The organism is Paenibacillus lacisediminis, assembly GCF_046567315.2.
Genome location: NZ_JBKIAX020000005.1, coordinates 344431 through 361169, shown reverse-complemented (window position 1 = coordinate 361169; position 16739 = coordinate 344431). Strand labels below are relative to the sequence as shown.

The 16739-nt window shown below is 51.6% G+C and carries 16 protein-coding genes; 2 read left to right on the top strand and 14 right to left on the bottom strand.

Annotated elements, in window-relative coordinates; genetic code table 11:
* Window positions 1-13 precede the first annotated feature (13 nt).
* Complete coding sequence (locus ACLD72_RS12725; protein WP_411002116.1) at window positions 14-1198, top strand: glycoside hydrolase family 130 protein; 1185 nt, start codon at window positions 14-16, stop codon at window positions 1196-1198.
* A gap of 252 nt (window positions 1199-1450) precedes the next feature.
* Here ACLD72_RS12725 and ACLD72_RS12720 read toward each other — a convergent pair whose 3' ends face one another.
* The 4 genes from ACLD72_RS12720 to gpr all read right to left on the bottom strand — a co-directional run bounded on the left by ACLD72_RS12720 (window position 1451) and on the right by gpr (window position 5793).
* The gene (locus ACLD72_RS12720; RefSeq protein WP_458475800.1) at window positions 1451-2533 is read right to left on the bottom strand and encodes a LacI family DNA-binding transcriptional regulator; all 1083 of its coding nucleotides are present in this window, start codon (window positions 2531-2533) and stop codon (window positions 1451-1453) included.
* A 119-nt stretch (window positions 2534-2652) separates the two neighbouring features.
* Window positions 2653-3219, bottom strand: a complete 567-nt coding sequence (locus ACLD72_RS12715; RefSeq protein WP_411002117.1) for a hypothetical protein — start codon at window positions 3217-3219, stop codon at window positions 2653-2655.
* 55 nt (window positions 3220-3274) lie between these two features.
* Window positions 3275-4594 carry a stage II sporulation protein P gene (locus tag ACLD72_RS12710; protein WP_411002157.1) on the bottom strand — a complete coding sequence of 440 codons (1320 nt, stop codon included), beginning with the start codon at window positions 4592-4594 and terminating at the stop codon, window positions 3275-3277.
* Between the two features lie 182 nt (window positions 4595-4776).
* Window positions 4777-5793, bottom strand: coding sequence for a GPR endopeptidase (gpr, locus tag ACLD72_RS12705; protein ID WP_411002158.1), 1017 nt, complete (start codon window positions 5791-5793; stop codon window positions 4777-4779).
* 177 nt (window positions 5794-5970) lie between these two features.
* Between gpr and rpsT the strand changes: the two genes are divergently transcribed.
* Window positions 5971-6246, top strand: a complete 276-nt coding sequence (gene rpsT / locus ACLD72_RS12700; RefSeq protein WP_128634541.1) for a 30S ribosomal protein S20 — start codon at window positions 5971-5973, stop codon at window positions 6244-6246.
* Between the two features lie 463 nt (window positions 6247-6709).
* On the opposite strand, the gene holA is transcribed toward rpsT, so the two are convergent.
* The 10 genes from holA to ACLD72_RS12650 all read right to left on the bottom strand — a co-directional run bounded on the left by holA (window position 6710) and on the right by ACLD72_RS12650 (window position 16736).
* Window positions 6710-7729 (bottom strand): DNA polymerase III subunit delta, encoded by a 1020-nt coding sequence (gene holA / locus ACLD72_RS12695; RefSeq protein WP_411002118.1) that lies wholly within the window; start codon window positions 7727-7729, stop codon window positions 6710-6712.
* Between the two features lie 311 nt (window positions 7730-8040).
* The gene (locus ACLD72_RS12690) at window positions 8041-9312 is read right to left on the bottom strand and encodes a zf-HC2 domain-containing protein (protein WP_411002119.1); all 1272 of its coding nucleotides are present in this window, start codon (window positions 9310-9312) and stop codon (window positions 8041-8043) included.
* Entirely contained in the window at window positions 9309-9857 is a 549-nt protein-coding gene (locus ACLD72_RS12685; protein ID WP_251587168.1) for an RNA polymerase sigma factor, read from the bottom strand. Before ACLD72_RS12685 ends, ACLD72_RS12690 begins: the two co-directional genes overlap by 4 nt.
* A gap of 251 nt (window positions 9858-10108) precedes the next feature.
* A complete protein-coding gene (locus tag ACLD72_RS12680; protein WP_458475804.1) occupies window positions 10109-11113 on the bottom strand; it encodes a LacI family DNA-binding transcriptional regulator in 1005 nt (334 codons plus the stop codon).
* A gap of 89 nt (window positions 11114-11202) precedes the next feature.
* Window positions 11203-11838, bottom strand: a complete 636-nt coding sequence (locus tag ACLD72_RS12675; RefSeq protein ID WP_458475799.1) for an MgtC/SapB family protein — start codon at window positions 11836-11838, stop codon at window positions 11203-11205.
* 103 nt (window positions 11839-11941) lie between these two features.
* Window positions 11942-12784: a sugar ABC transporter permease gene (locus ACLD72_RS12670; RefSeq protein ID WP_411002121.1), complete on the bottom strand. Its 843-nt coding sequence runs from the start codon at window positions 12782-12784 to the stop codon at window positions 11942-11944.
* On the bottom strand, window positions 12781-14082 hold the full coding sequence (locus tag ACLD72_RS12665; protein WP_411002122.1) for an ABC transporter permease subunit: 1302 nt from the start codon (window positions 14080-14082) through the stop codon (window positions 12781-12783). Before ACLD72_RS12665 ends, ACLD72_RS12670 begins: the two co-directional genes overlap by 4 nt.
* Window positions 14083-14151: 69 nt before the next feature.
* Window positions 14152-15435, bottom strand: a complete 1284-nt coding sequence (locus ACLD72_RS12660; RefSeq protein WP_411002123.1) for an extracellular solute-binding protein — start codon at window positions 15433-15435, stop codon at window positions 14152-14154.
* Between the two features lie 27 nt (window positions 15436-15462).
* Window positions 15463-16086 carry a histidine phosphatase family protein gene (locus ACLD72_RS12655; RefSeq protein WP_411002124.1) on the bottom strand — a complete coding sequence of 208 codons (624 nt, stop codon included), beginning with the start codon at window positions 16084-16086 and terminating at the stop codon, window positions 15463-15465.
* Between the two features lie 44 nt (window positions 16087-16130).
* Window positions 16131-16736: a histidine phosphatase family protein gene (locus ACLD72_RS12650; RefSeq protein WP_411002125.1), complete on the bottom strand. Its 606-nt coding sequence runs from the start codon at window positions 16734-16736 to the stop codon at window positions 16131-16133.
* Window positions 16737-16739: the final 3 nt, after the last annotated feature.

Sequence of the window (16739 nt, the reverse complement as noted above, 5' to 3'; positions counted from 1 at the left end):
GGAGGGAATAAGAATGAGTTTGTTTGAGGAAAGAAAGCGGCAACTGACGGAGTGTTACGAGCAACTAATCAATCGCCCTAACGAAAAGCTCCCTTATGGCAACGGGATTTACGAGCGCTACCGCTATCCGATTTTGACCGCGGAACACGCGCCGCTGCTCTGGAAATACGATTTCAATCCGGACACGAACCCGTATTTCATGGAGCGTCTTGGCGTAAACGGCGTATTCAACCCCGGGGCGATCGAGCTGAACGGCAAATTTTATCTCGTGGCCCGGGTCGAAGGTGTGGACCGCAAATCGTTTTTCGCAGTGGCGGAAAGCGATAACGGCGTTGATGGATTCCGCTTCTGGGATCACCCGATCGTGATGCCGGAAACCGAAGATCCGGACGTGAATGTATACGACATGCGGCTCGTGCACCATGAAGACGGCTGGATTTACGGCCTGTTCTGCACGGAGCGAAAAGATCCGGACGCCCTGCGCGGCGACCTGTCGAGCGCTGTGGCCCAATGCGGCATCGCCCGCACCAGGGATCTCATCGCCTGGGAGCGCCTGGCCGACCTGAAAACGAAATCTCCGCAGCAACGCAACGTTGTGCTGCACCCGGAATTCGTGAACGGTAAATACGCGTTCTACACCCGGCCCCAAGACGGCTTTATCGACGCTGGTTCCGGGGGCGGCATCGGCTGGGGCTTGTCCGATTCGATCGAAAACGCGGTGATTGCAGAGGAGATCATCGTTGACGACCGCAAATACCATACGATTAAAGAGGTCAAAAACGGCCAAGGCCCGGCTCCGATCAAAACGGAAAAAGGCTGGCTGCACATCGCTCACGGCGTGCGGGGTACGGCGGCCGGGCTGCGGTACGTGCTGTACGCCTTCCTGTCCGACCTTAAGGAGCCGCAATGCGTAACGCATCGTCCCGGCGGCCATTTGATCGCGCCGGAAGGCGAAGAGCGCGTCGGCGACGTGTCGAACGTCGTATTCTGCAACGGCGTCATCGCCCGCAATAACGGGGACGTGTTCATTTATTACGCCTCCTCCGACACGCGCATCCATGTCGCCACCTCAACCGTTGACCGGCTGCTCGACTATGTGATGAACACGCCGGAGGACCCTTTGCGCTCCTACGCTTGCGTTCAGCAAAGACTTAGCCTGATCGAGCGCAACGAGCGGTTTGGGGCTGGGCTAAAATAGTTAAAGAAAGACATCTGCCGAAAATAAAGGAATTTTGTGTCGTTATTTTAATATTTTCTCCCTCGTACGCAAAATAGAGGAAATTATTTCCGTCATTTGAGGGCTAAGCAGGTAATCCGCGCCTGTTTACCCCCATCTTTCTATAATAAAGGAAAAAAAATCCTCTATTTTTGCTATACTCTCTTTTTTGACGAAAATAAGGCCCTTTTTTACCGTTATCCCTCAGGGCCTTCGTTTGGTGGTGTCTGCCGGTCATTTCCGGGCAGTTCCGGCCGCGCGCTGCGGTTCGGAGGAGGAATTGCGGTACACGATCTCCACCGAAATCATGATTTTCTCCTGCGGCGCGCCAGGATAGGCTATCCGGTCCAGCAGCTTCTTCACCGCCCGCTGGCCGAAGTCCTCCTTCGGCACATTGATGGTCGTGATCGACGGGACATTTTGCACCGCGTCATCGATGTTGTCGAATCCGGTAACGGTGATATCTTCCGGTACCGATAACCCTAGCTCGTCCAGGACGGAGCACACGTTTACGGCGATCGCGTCGTTTGCGCACACCAGCGCCGTCGGAAGGCCGCGCCCCTTTTTCCGGCGCTGAATCCAGGCGGCCACATCGTCACGGAAAGCGCCGGTCTCCACCCCTTCCAGCTTCAACAGCGGATCGTCAGCCCCTTGCGGGGTCAGACCGTTCTCTTCCAAGGCGCTCCGAAAGCCGATCCACCGGTCGCGGAAGCTTCTTGAAAATGCGGAGCTTCCCACGAAATGCAGCTCGCGATGGCCCAAACCGATCAAATGACTGGTCAGTCTCGCCATGCCGTCCAGGTTGTTGGCAAAAACCGTATCGCACGGAATCAGCGGATCTTCATGGTCGACCAGCACCATCGGCAGTCCGCTTCGATGCGCCTCAAGCAGCAGGGAAGTCGCGATCTGGCCGACGCCCACCATGCCCAGGATGCCTTCCGGATTCAGGATGCTCATGAAGTTTTCCCCCCGCGGCTCGGAAATGATAATCATCCCGAGCCCCTGCTGCTCAAGTTCCCGGGATATCCCCTCCAGCAATCTTCCCCAATAGAGCGACTCCTTGTTTTGAAACCGGATATTGGGCATCAGCACCAGCACTGATTGTTTGCCGGGGGATGCGGAAAACTGCGGCCCTGGGGATACGTTTGTTTTAACGTACCCGTTCTTCTGATTAAAATAGCCGAGCCTGGAAGCGGCCTGAATGACTCGCTCCTTGGTAGTCTCGCTGACTCCGCCTTTACCGGACAACGCCTTGGAGACGACGAACTTCGAGACGCCCAAATGATCGGCAATTTGCTGCATCGTAACTTTTTTCAAGCGGATTCCTACCTCCGGAATAGTCAATAACGGTTCAAATAACAATCTAACAATAGTATAACAAAGCCGGCTCCTGTTATAAACCGTAAATCCGTGAACTTCCCGGAGAGCGGAAACCGTCATTCCGTCCGGTCGAATAATGAGGCGACCCAATGGATGCTCTTTTGGGATGCCTGCTGCAGCAAATGCGCCGCTTTGTCGGCAAAGCGGTCCACGGTCGGCGGCGTCTGGGGCGGCAGAAGCAGATCCGCTGGCGTCTGCATGGCGGAATTTCCTCCGGATGGGCCGGTCTGACCTCCTCCGTTCACCGAAGAGGAGCCCGCGTCATTGCTTCCGGTTCCCGTTCCATACCCGCCGTTTGCGCTGTTGTATCCGTTGTAATTGTAGTTATAATTCCCATAACCGTAACCGCCGCCCGCACCGTAGCCGTAACCCGCGTCGGGAACCGCGCTCCCTCCCTGCCAGCCGGACCAGCCCGGAGCCGGGTTCGCTGGCCAAGCCGATGAACCATACCCCGGCACCCCGCCCCCATAAGCTTGGGGAAACTGGCCGTTTGCACCGTTTGCGCCGGCTTCACCCGGGCCGTATACGGTTGCGGTCCCGCTATCCGCCAGCTGCATCCCCAGCGTCACGCCCGCCGCAAGCAGGATGCCGTACAGCAATGTTTTTCGCATCGTTTTGGCCATGATCAACCCGCCCTCCCGAATCTGATCCTCTGTTCCCTTTCAAGTTCTCGTATCCCTATGACTTTTTGCTTGTTTGCGCCGCTTCGCCCGATTTTTGCTTCCCGTCGCCTTTCGTCAGGGAGCCGGCTTTTTTTGCATCCTGGCTTTCCCAATACAGGTCGGCAAGGATGCCGGCGAGCACTTTGGCGGTCCGATTCAGCTCTTCCCGGGTGTTGTCGATCCCGCCGATCTCGATCAGCACGCTGTTTGGCGACAGGGACTGGTTGTATTCTCCGTTGCCCTGCGATGACGTTTTGCCCCAAATGCCACGCGAAATGCTGGGATACGACTTTTCCATGCGCTCGTGGATAGAGGTGGCAAAGGCTTCGTTTTTACGCCAATTTTCGTTGCCGTGTCCGATGATAAAATACACCTGTGCGTAGGACTGTCCGCCGATCGTCGTCGTCGTTTTGTCGTGGCGCTGCGAGTCGCGGTGAATGTCGATAAAATACTGGAGCTGACCGTTTTCGGCCATCGCCGTTTTGACCGTCTCCCGCGAATATTTATATGAATAGTTGTAGTTGTAATTGCTTACTTTGGCCGCATAATTTTCGTACGAATGCAACGTCGCTACGCCCTTGCGCTCAAGCTCCCTGGCCAGCGCATCACCGACAAGGCTGACGTTTTTCATCTTTTCCGCCGAGCCCGGGTTGTCGACGTTCGACCCCAAGACCGGATTATACGATTCCTGCGGATGGGAATGGTAAATCATGACGATGTTTTTGTTGCCGGGTTTGATCGAGGGCTCCTCGGTGTCCTCCTGCCCCGGTTCCTGAGCATCGGGAGCGCCGCCATTCCCCGCCGCGCCTCCCCCGGCGTCTCCGCCCGGGTTCGTTCCTTCCTGGCCTTCCTCGCCCGGCTCCGGATGATCCGGAGCGCTCCCTTGCGCCCCCGTTCCGGGCCGGTAATCTTCGGGCGCCTGCGCCAGCCCGTTGCCCGAGCCGGTTCGCAGCAAAATCGGGCTGTCCGCACCAAGTCCCGGCACCTCGCGGGCAACCAGGCTTTTCGGATCGGACGGGTTCACGTCGGTCAACAGTTGGAATACGAAATTGGTTATGTGTCTACCCGAAATCGCAGGCGTTTCGTTGGTTGGGGCCGCATGCGGAAGCTCCATCCCAACCATCTCCATAAAGAAACCGCTGGACAGGGAAGCCGCAAGCCCCTTCATCGAAGAAACCGGCGAGGTGTTGAGCTGTTTCTCGGCAATCCCGAATACGCCCAGCAGAATAAAAAATACGACCGACATGACCGTCAGCAGCAAAAAGGTCCTACCCATCGCCAGCACATAAAGCAGGTTCCGTCTCAGTTTCGCAATGTTCAAAGCTTTAAATTTCATTTTCGCATGTCCTCCTCCAGCCGCTTTCAAACTTCATATCCCAAATCTATGAACCTATTTGCTAGGGTAGAACCTCAAATTCTCCCAAAAAAAAGAAATCCGCTAGATTTGGCTAGCGGATCCTGTTCACCGGTTTGTAAAAACCGTGTTTAGTTTTTGAGTTTAGGGGCGGCTGCTCGGAATCAATGAGTATAGGACGCTACGTTTTCCGGCGTAACGGCTTCGTGCAGAGAGATGTTGAGCCCGCTCGCGATCACGTTCGCAACATCCTCGATAAATTCGTCGATCTCCTTCGGCGTGACGATGAGGTCATGGCCAAGCGGGTCCAGCACCTCTTTGACGAGCCCCAATCTTTCGTTTTCGCTGAGCTCGGTAAGCAAGCCCATGATCTGCTTCGTTTGCGCTTGCTCCCCTTCCCCGGCTTCCTGATTGAAATGCGATTTCATCAGATCTAAGACGTTGTTCACGATCGTGGAAGCGTAGCAAACCGTTGGCACGCCGATCGCGATGCACGGGATGCCGAGAATTTCCTTCGTCAGCCCCCTTCTTTTGTTGCCGATGCCGGAACCGGGGTGGATGCCGATATCAGCGATTTGAATCGTCGTATTCACCCGCTCGAGCGAACGGGAGGCCAGCGCGTCGATCGCGATGATCAGATCGGGCCGGGTCCGGTCCACGATGCCCTGCACCACTTCGCTTGATTCGATGCCGGTAACCCCCAGCACCCCGGGGGCTACGGCGCTGACTTGGCGGTATCCGGGAGCCACCTGATCCGGCGTAAGCTCAAAGTAATGGCGGGTCACCAGCACGTTCTCCACGACTAGAGGGCCGAGAGCGTCAGGCGTCACATTCCAGTTCCCGAGCCCGACAACCAGCGTCTTGGCATGGCTGGAGACTCCGATTTTATCTAAAAATGCGGTGAATTCTTTGGCAAAAGCGGCGGAAACCTTCTCCTGCAGTTCGGTATCCTGATTGCGAAGCCCCGGAACCTCGATCGTAACATAATGGCCTTTAACCTTGCCGATTTGCCGTGAAGCAGCTTCATTGGCCACGTCAAGCCGGGTGATTTTTATGCCGTCCTTCTCGGTTACGTCCTCGCTTAGGCCCTGCACCGGCCCGCCATGGGCCGTTTCGGCCATCTCCTTCGCTTCAACGGCCAAATCGGTACGCACGGAATATTCCTGTAAATCCAAATTCATCCCATAAGACCTCCACTTCCTCAAGTTACCTTTATTGTGCGGGAGAGGCAAAGCGATTATTCATCCGTTCATCAATCCTTGCACCCATAATTTATTGCTTTTTGCGGTGCTGCGTGATAAAATATTTTAAGTTGTGAATCATCTGGGATGATATATGCTTTACAGGAGGTGAATGCAATGCCTAACATTAAATCCGCAATCAAACGTGTGAAAACGAACGAAAAGCGCCGCGCGCTCAACGCTTCGCAAAAATCCGCTCTGCGTACGGCCGTGAAAGCTGCCGACAGCGCTCTGGCGACTAACGAAGTCGAAGCAGCCAAAACTGCTTTAGCCGCTGCTACCAAAAAATTGGACAAAGCCGTAACGAAAGGTTTGATCCACAAAAACGCAGCAGCCCGCAAGAAATCCCGCTTGGCTAAAAAATTGAACGCCCTTACGTCCCAACAAGCGTAAGCGCCGTTATTTATAAGAGTGTTAAACTAAGCGCAAAAAGACCTGAACGATTTTCGTTCAGGTCTTTTTTGGTTTCTTTCCTTTCGGGCCTTTCGTTTTGTGCCTTTCGTTTTGTGCCTTTCGTTTTGTGCCTTTCGTTTTGTGCCTTTCTTTTCGGGCCTTTCTTATCGGGGGCTCCGGTTGTTCGCGCGGCCGGTGCCCGCATGGAAGCTAGCGGACTTAGACGCCCTTATTTGCCTGAAAAAACGCTATTTTCATTTCTAACGGACAGGAGAGCCGCTATTTGCTTGAAAACGGCCAGAGACGTGCGTATTAGCACCGAATAAGGCCCGTGGTGTCCGTTACATTTTGAAAACCGTTGTTTTCAGCGAAATAGCGGCGCTGGAGTCCGTTAGGATTCTCTTTACACATTATTTCCGGATTGTTCTGCTAACTCCGGCCGGAAGCGCCGCCTGCATACAGGTCATGCCCCCAATTTAAGCAAAAACAGCTCCAAGCCGAGCACTTTGTCGACGCCGCCGCTTTTCATCCGGTAATCCAGTTCGGCGAGCTCGGAAATAATTTCCCGCAACCGCCCGGCTTCGAATTTCCGCGCCTGCTCGCCGGCCAACTTGACGACGTAGGGGTGCAGGCTAAGCTGCGAGGCGATTTGCTGCTGCGAGTAGCTTTGCCGGCCCAGATCCTTTACCTGCATCATAATCCGGAACTGGCGGGCGATCAGCGCCGCTATCTTGATCGGTTCTTCACGCTGCTTGAGCAGCTCGTAGAAAATGCCTAACGCCTTCTCCAACCGCAGCGCGGCGATATGCTCGACCATCACAAACACGTTCTGCTCCGTGCTGCGGGCGACAAGCTGCTCGACGGCGGCCATGTCGATCGTGCCCCCGGCTCCGGCGTACAGGCACAGCTTGTCCGCCTCCGCCGCCAGCGCGGCCATTTGCACACCACCGGCCGCAATCAGCGCCTCCGCGGCTTCCTTGCCGATCCGGCAGCCGCGTTTCTCCACCTCGTGCACGACCCACTGCACGAGTTCGGACCCGCCCAGCGGCATAAACGACAAAGCCGTCCCGGAAGCCTTCATCGCCTTCACGATCTTTTTACGTTCGTCGAGCTTCTCGGCGTAAACGACAAACACGATTACGCTGTGCTCCGCCGGATTGCCGATATACGCCTGCAGCGCCTCCACCTCGTGCTCGATTTTGCCGCCCTCTTTGCCCGCCGTAAACAACCCGGCGTCGCGGACGACGATCAGCTTGCGTTCGACGAGAAAAGGCAGTGTCTCGGCCTCCTCCACCACCGCCTCAATCGGCGTCTCGGCCAGATCGAATACCGCCATGGCAAAGTCCTTCTGGTCCCGGTCGACCAGCTTGTCCTGCAGCAGCCCGACAAACTCCTGTATTTGATATTTCTCCGTGCCGTAGCATAAATATAACGGGGAGATCCGCCCCTGTTTGATATCCTTCACCGCTGTTTTTGCGTCCAATTCGGCCTCTCCTTCCGCAACGCATTGCCTATTTCCTATGATACTTCGAAAACGGCCAATAGTCCAAATCCGGGGCCAAAAGCAAACAGAGAGACCTCTGCCTTGCGGCGAAAGGTCCCTCTGTCCCAGAACATCTATATAAACGCGGGCAGAAAAGCTCTAGAAACTTTCCCGCTTGCGGTCATACGACGATCAGGGTTCCAATCCTTTGTCTCTATACTTATAACCTATTCCATATCTCCCAAAAAGGTGACTGCCTTAAAGCTCTTGCCCCGCCCAATTTTGTGAGTTTCTTTATCTGATTGAGGGCTTTACGGCTGATCAGTTGAGCTGCCGTTTGTGGAAACTCCGTTTGTAGAAGCTCCATTCGTGGAGGTGCCGGAAGCCCCGTTCGCGGAAGCATCCGCCTTGGCTGCCGCCTCAACCGAATGGGCCGTCACGGCTCCGTCTTTTGCAGTCTCATAATTAAAAGTTTTGCTGTCCTCCGACCACTCGCCCTGAACCCATTCTCCACCCAGCGAATGATCGGAAACAAGCGTTTTTTTCTGATCGGACTCTTTTTTGTATATATACAGATGTCCGTCCTTCACCTCAGCCTCGTAGGCTCCGTCCGGAGAAGTCCAGGTAGTCGGGGCTTTAGGCACAACAGCGGCAATCCCCATCATCGATTGATTCGGATCGGCTTCTCGGGAGATACCCTGCTGAACAATCCCCGGTTCCAGGGTCTTTCCGTCATCACTGTTCGCGGCACCGGAGGTTCCGAGCTGGCCGGCCGACGATTCTGTATTATCCGTTCCTTTCTGAGCCGAGCCTCCTCCGCCATTGCTTGCCGGAGCACCGGTCGCGTCAGCCAGCGCTTCTTCCTCCGGGGTTTCCTTCCCCTTGGCAGAATCGCCGGAATCCTGAGCGTCCGCTGCCCCTTTATCAGGAAGGCTGCCGGTTTCGCCGCTGTTTGCGGAGGACTTAAGTTCCTCTTCAGGCGGAGCCGTCTGCGCCGAATCGCTTGCCCCGCTTTGACCGCCGGCCGAGCCCGCATCTGCCCCATCCTTGCTTATGAACAGCCGGGCGATATCTTCCGGTTCGCCCGCCGCCCCTGCATCGTCCGCGCTTGGCGATTGATCGCTTGCGCTCTTCAAGGCGATTTCGGCGTTGGGAACCGTTCGCGGCTCATACTGATAAATAAACACGCCCAAGATCAACGCCGCAGCCACGCCCAGCGACCCGTACCGATAAAAGCGGGCCCGGCGCGAGACTGAGCTTTGCTCGCGTTCCTGCTTGCCGCTTCGGCCCAGCGCAGGGGAGCTTTCGGTCATCATCGGCAGGGCGTCCATTTCGGATACGCTGCCTTCCCGGCGGGCCTGATCGATCGCGTCCAATTGCGGAAGAATCGCATCGACCAGGCTGTAATTCGGGACGACCTTCGGCAGGTCCTCGAGCTGCGCGGACAGTTTGTTCAGCCATTCAAACTGCTCGGCGCAATCCTGGCAATGCTGAATATGTTCAAACAGAAGAGAAGTTTCCTCTTCGTTCAAATCCCGATCGAGATAACGATTCATCCATTCCACCGCCTCCTGGCAATTCATCCTGATACACCACCTTTCTGATAATCTCGAAGTAAATGCTGCAGCTGCTGCCTGGCTCTAAACAGATAGGATTTAACGGTGTTCAAGGGCAGGTTCAGACTGTCGGCAATTTCGTTATAGGAAAAGTCCTGCAAATATCTCAGCACAACCACCGACTTGTGATGCTCCGGGAGCTGCTCGATCGCGGTGCGGATATCCTCGGCCAAATAGCCGGTCATCACCTCATGTTCAACGCTGTCGTTGCCCTGAAACACCATTTCATGCTCTTCGATCGAAACCGTCGGTTTATTCCTTCGAAATTTGTCAATGCAGATGTTCGTCACGATTCGCTGCACCCAAGTTTTAAATTGAGCTTTTTCCTCATATGAACCGATTTTGGTATAAATGCGGATAAGTGCCTCCTGAGCGGCGTCGTGCGCATCCTGCTCGTTGTTTAATATATAATAAGCTGTCCGGTACACATGCTGTTCAATCTCTCGCAATAGGGTGATTAGAGCGTCGCGATCGCCCTCTTGAGCGGCTCTGATGAGACCTTGCTCCACCACAAAGGCTCCCCCTTTCTTGCAACTACTCAGACGCTGGCGTCCGACAAAATGTTGCAATGTTGTTACTATTTTAATTTTAGAAAAATATTTATTTGGAATAAAAGTCCGTAACCCCTGGATATCCCATTAATCTCACCTATGATACCAAAAAAAACAGGAGCCGTCACTCGAATCCTTCTTCCTGCATAAACAAACAAAAAAAGCCGGTGCGGCGGTCCGCTTCCAGCTTTTTCTTCATTATTTAAAATCTGTTAGGTGGATTGACGTTCGATAATTCTGGACGGCAGAGTAATACTCTTATTAACAAATGAGCCGGACGGTTGTTCAATCATATCCAACAGCAATTTAAACGCCTCGGTTCCAAGCAGAGTAGGGTTCAAATCAACGCAACTGATTGAAGGAGAAACCTTATCAAGATAAGGAGCATTGTTGAAGCATAAAATCCCTACATCTTCTGGAACTTTTTTACCTCTTGATTGACAGTATTTCAATGCACTGAGAGACATGATGCTCTCCATCGTAATGATCGCGTCAAAAGCAAGCCCGTCCTTTTCGGCCTGCTCCAATGCTTTGGTTACCTCAGCCTCTTCTTCCTCGCAATAAACAATATAATCCGAAGACAGCTCAAGACCGGTTTCATCAATAGCCCGCTTATATCCATGAATACGATCAAATACAACATCCTGCTTTAAGTTTGGAGTAAGCAGCAGAATGCGGCGGTATCCCTTGTCCAGCATATATTTAGTCGATATATAACTGTCGCGGATATTGTCGTTATGGATAGACAGCACATTATGCGTTAAGCTGTTCCCTATCATCACAAAAGGAAGCCGCTTCGCCTGCAGGTTTTTCAGAAAACAGTCCTTATCCGATGAACGAATACTAGTAAAAATAAACCCGTCCACCTGTTTCTGCCTAAACAGTTTTACGCACTTCTCCATTTGTTCTTCAATCGAGTGGAACAAAGCAAACTGCAGATTATAATTCTGCAGTTTGGCAGCATCCGATATGCCGAACAGCACATCGCTAAAGAAAGAATTCCCAAGAATTTCTTTCGGATTCCTTGCAATTGAAAAGCAAACGGTTCTGGACTTATTCGAAGAAAGCGATTGGGCGTTGACGTTGGGAACGTATTTCAGTTTCTCCGCAGCGTTAAGCACGCGCTGTTTTATTTCTTCAGTCGTGTTTCCCTTGTTCGTGATCACTCTAGAGACGGTTGCAGGCGATACGCCGGCTTCCCGAGCAACATCTCTGATCGTTGCGATTTTAAATCACCTCAAACGGATAATAAAGATCCGGGATTATAAATGTATATATTTTACTATAATTTCCGAATCAAAACCAGTTATCTTTCCACATTAACCGATGAAATGTACGGAAGCGAATGAAATCTTTCCAACACTTCGAACCAAGGTGTTTTTATAGGCGCCATAAATGTTATTTTTATATGTTGAACCTTATCTCCTCGGCTAACGCCCTCTTTTGCAACATTGATCGTTTTAATATCAAAATCGAATGCAGCAAAGCAATCGTATATTTCATGTATATTCGAAGATTCGGGCGCCACATGAATTCTCATTGTGTGAACTTTTCGGGAAGCCAAAAAGCGATGCTCTACTTTATTTAATACTTTGAGCGAAATGAATACGAAAGCGCAAGTAACCACTGCCGGATAATAAAACCCGGCACCTACGGCCAGACCGATCGCCGCCATAACCCATAGCGTAGCCGCCGTGGTTAGCCCTTTGATGGAAGAGCCCCTCTGCATGATCGTGCCCGCTCCCAAAAAGCCGATACCGCTTATGACTTGAGCCGCCAATCTGGCCGGGTCACTTCGGACGGAAGGCTCATTCAGAAATTGGGTGAACCCGTAGATTGACAACAGCATAATCAAGGTTGAACCTACACAGACCAAAATGTTGGTTCTCAATCCGGCCGCATGGCGGTTAATTTCTCTTTCGTATCCGATAATTCCGCCCAAAAAAAGCGATAGGACCAGGCGCATGATCAGTTCCAGCGCTCCTATATGCCAAGGACTAGCCATAGCTTATTTTGCACATCCTTTTCAGTTGCTGATCATATTTTTAGCCTTTGGAAGCGCCTGCGGTTAATCCGCTAATCAGATACCGTTGGAAATACAGAAATACGGTTGCAATCGGAACGGCAATTAATATCGAGCCCGCGGCAAAACGAGTGAAATTTTGGCCAAATTCCTGATTTACGAGATTGAATAATCCTAAGGCCAACGTGTAATTTTCCGGACTGCGGATGACGATGCGCGGCAAGAGAAAATCCATAAACGGCGCCATAAAATTAAACAAAGCGACTACGGCAACGATCGGAACCGCCAGCGGCAAAATGATCTGGGCGAAGATACGGAAATGACCGGCCCCGTCGATTTTGGCGGCTTCATCCAAATCCCTGGGAATCGTATCGAAAAAACCTTTGACCAGGAAGGCGTGCGTAGGAATGGAGGTTCCCACGTATACCAAAGTTAAGCCCAGCAGGGAGTCGAGAAGGCCCACCAGATTCAACAAAATGTATATGGCTACCATTCCCATTAAAACCGGGAAAATTTTAATAAGCATCAGGACATACAGCCCGTTTTTCCGACCGATAAAATTATACCTCGAAAAGGCGTAAGCGATAAATAACGTCACCGTGAGCGAAAGCACTGTTTTGGCGCTAGCCACGATCAATGTATTTTTGTACCACAGCAGGTAATTGCTGTCCTGATTGGTGAACAGCCATCTGTAGTGCTCAAATGAGGCATTTTTCGGGATAATGGTGGCGCTGTACATGCTGGTTCCCGGGTTCAGCGAGATTCCGAACACCCATAACAACGGGTAAATGATAACCAAAAACATGACTACAACAACCAGATAAATTCCCGCGACTTCAAGTCTGGACTTCAATTTTCCGCTCAACCGTTAGCTCCCCCTTCTTTAAAGGAACGGGTCCGTCTAAATTGGAAAAAGGCTATGCCGGCAACGAATACACCAAGCATAATGGATATTACGGCAGCCATATTATAGTTCAGGGTGTCAAAGGTCAGCTTATACACCCATGAAATGATGATATCCGTGGAACCCGCGGTTTGACCGCGAACTGGCGGACCGCCCTGATTGAACAAATAAATCAGATTAAAATTGTTGAAATTGCCCGTATATTGCATGATCAGCAGGGGGGCGGAGGCAAACAGGACATGGGGAAGCGTAATATTCCGGAACCGCTGCCATCTACTCGCTCCATCCACTTCTGCGGCCTCATACAGATCTTCGGATATGCTCTGCAGCACCCCTGTGAACAGAGCAAAGATATAAGCAAAACCGAGCCACACCTCGACAAAAATGATGGCAACCTTCGTCCATAACGGGTCCGTCATCCACGGAACGGCTAACCCAAACGGAGCCAAAAGTTGATTGTTAACGGCGCCAAACTGGTCATTAAACATAGCCGCAAACGTCAAAATCGACACAAAACCCGGAACAGCCCAGGGCAAAATCAGAATCGTACGGATAAATTTCTTGAATTTTATCCGTTTATCATTAACGATAACTGCCAAGAACAGCCCCAGCCCTATTTGCAAAGTGGTTGCCACCAATGTCCAGACTATGGTCCATGACAAGACGGAGAAAAATGTTATCCGCCACACCGGAACAGAAAACACATTGAAGAAATTTTCTAGCCCCACCCAGTTGAGCAGGAACTTGGGCGGCGAATTATAAATATTGTAATTGGTGAACGCTAATGCCACCATGAAAAGCAAAGGCAAAATGAGTACGAATATAATCATAAAAAATCCGGGGGCGACTAGCGCGTACGGAAAGCCTTTGTCCCAGGCGTTTTTAAATCCTTCCCGCAAGGTCGTACGTCTCCACCCCGCTTTGATCCGCTCGCCGTCCTTTTTCGCGTCAATCAGATTCAGCCCATAGACTCCCAGGGCGAAAACGGTCAGAATCAAGGATACAATGCCTTGGATCAGCAGCATCCGGGAATCGTCCACTCCCTCCAAAGTCCCCAGAGTGACCAATCCCCAAAAACCAATATTTAAGAAATTGCCAAAAACAATAAAAAACGAAACCATTAGCGCTAAAAATAAAGCACCTTTGAAATATCTTCGATTATAAAACTGTCCCAGCCCCGGAATAATGGATAGCAACAGCGCTATCCGAGGACTGTGCGAACCGCCGCTGCTCCGCTTACGCTCTTCGTTCCCGCTCAATGATTAGACCTCCCAACCGGCGAGTGAGGGCGGAAGAAGATTAAGTTCATCCTCATCCGCCGTCCCAAATTATTTCGCTGATGAATTGTTTATGTTAATTTGTTCCTTAATTTGCTCTACCGCCTCATCAAGCACTTCTTTCGCATCGTTTCCTTGCGACAAGAACACGAAAGCATTCTTCATTGGCTCCCAGGTTTGCGAAATTTCAGGAATGTTAGGCGTCGGCGTCGCAAATTTGCTCTGTTCCGCAACCGCCCAGAAATACGGATCCTTTGTGATCAGATCACTGGACAAAATGCCGAGCGTTGCCGGAACCTCACCGGCTACCCTGAAGTGGTTTTCAAGCGAAGCATGGCTGGTCATATAAAGCGCGAGCTTTACCGCCCACTCTTTATTCTTCGAATAAGGGGACAAAACCCAGCCTTTGACGCCTAAAAAAGATGGGGCCCGCTGGCCGTTATCCAGTTTCGGAATCGGGGCGACTCCCAAGTCGTCTTTCAATGCATCAGCGTAATTCATCAGTGAAGAGGGCACTGACACGACCGCTCCGACCTTACCTTCTTTAAACAGTCCATCCATGACATCGCCGGTAATGGACTTGGGCAAATAGTTTTTCTCAAACCATGACTGGACCAATCGGGCGCCCTTCACCGCCCCGTCATTATTCAATCCGATATCCTCGACATCGTAACCCTTGTCTTTGTCATAACCGAATATGTAGCCGCCATTTCCCTGCATGAACATATTCGTATAATAGAAGTTAGTTCCGTCAATCAGGAAGCCGTATTGATTTTGAGACGGATTGGTGTAGGTGGATGCGAATTCCTCCAGTTCACTCCAAGATTCCGGTTGATCCGGCAGCAGTTTTTTGTTGTAAAACAGAACCGCCGTTTCGACAACCATGGGCAAATTATAGATTTTTCCGTCAATCGTCACCGCCTGGATCGCTTCTTCAGAGTAGTTTTTTAACGTTTCTTCATCCAACTCGTACGGTTCGGCCAACCCTTGAAGAACGTTTTTCCCCATGGAGTTATGCGTCGCCCACCACAAATCCGGCCCTCGTCCGGCAGGTCCGTCCAAGGAGAAATTTTTTGATTGTTCGCGAGCATTTACCGGCACGACTTCCACTTCGATCCCGTTGTCGGCAGCGAATCTGCCGGTAATCGTTCGGATGGACGCAAGCTCCTTCTCCGAGTCATTTGCCCATACGGTTAATTTTTCGGGTTTGGCCGCCTCACCCTGCGAAGTACCGGAGGATGCCGGAGCTTGACCGGCGTCGCGTTTCGGCCCGCAGGCTGAAAGCGTTAACACAATGGTGCAAGAAAGGATAAAACAAACCACTTTTTTCAACATCGATAATCCCCCATTATTTTAAAAAAATTAGTCCGCAACGTAAGGGCCCAAATGGCCTGTATGCACTTCGGCAGACAAGCATGTTCCTTCATTGTCCAGAACAAATTCAACGATCCCCGCATTGTATACCGGAATTATATCGCCGGGGTTGGCAATCTGCTTCAAATCCGCGGTAGATTGCCCGTGCCCAAAGACTACAATATGTTCATCCGTTCCCAAGTAGGGCGCCAGCTCCGTATCAAAAAACGATTGAACTCTCGCTCTCACTTGTGTGAAGGTTTCCGGCCAAACGGGCCACCAGGGCCGGGAAGAATCATGGGAGTGCAAGAACACGGTATTCGGGAAATCGCTTACAATTTTCTCGCAGCTTTCCCAAGGATAATCACGGTAGTCTTCCCACTCCCCGTAAAACACTTCCGACATTTGCGGCACCAGAACAATCCGCATGTTTTTATGCCTGGCCAACGGCATGGCCGTTAAGATAGCCCTTTTCAACGGACTGCAAAATATTGCCTTAACCGGAATATTTTCAAAAAATCGGGGAACCTGCTCCGCCTGCCATTCTCCGATCGGGGACAGGCCGCAATTGGCCCCGCCCCCCTTGCCGACATTCATTGTAGATTGGGAATGCCTTATTACGTACAGGTGCAAAAACGTTTCATCTCCTTCCGCTCTTTTTATTCAGAAAAATTTTTCTAACTGCAGCGTAAATGTTCCGTTTGATTCAAACTCAGAACCTTCACTCTGTTCCCTTCCAGTTGGAAGCAATTGATTCCAGTATTTTCTTGAAAAAAATGAACATTAATCATGTGTGGAAGATGCAGAATTTCACGGATCAGAAATTCTATCAGCATCCCATGGGCAAACAGCGCAACGTCGTCATCGGGACAGCAACGAATTTTTTGGACTATCGATTTAGCCCGCTTACAAACGGCGTCAATGTTTTCCTCACCCTGACAACGCCAGCCCGTCTCAAGGATTTCTCCCGGCAGAATAATGCCCGGAACAGCCTTTTGAATCTCTTTACGCGGCAAACTGTGAAAGGCAGGCCCCTCTCTGTATTCGTACAGTTCCGTCCATACCTCGACCGGGACGGATATTTGATCCGAGAGCGGCTTGGCGGTCTGTATCGCGCGGATCAGCGGGCTAGAAATAATTCTCGTCACCGATTTTCGGCAAAGATATGAAGCAACCTTTTCCGCCTGCATTTCACCAGTCGAAGTCAGTGGAGAATCCGGCATATCTTCATCAGCGTGCAGATTACCGACAGATTGACCATGACGAACCAAAAATAGTTTCATCCT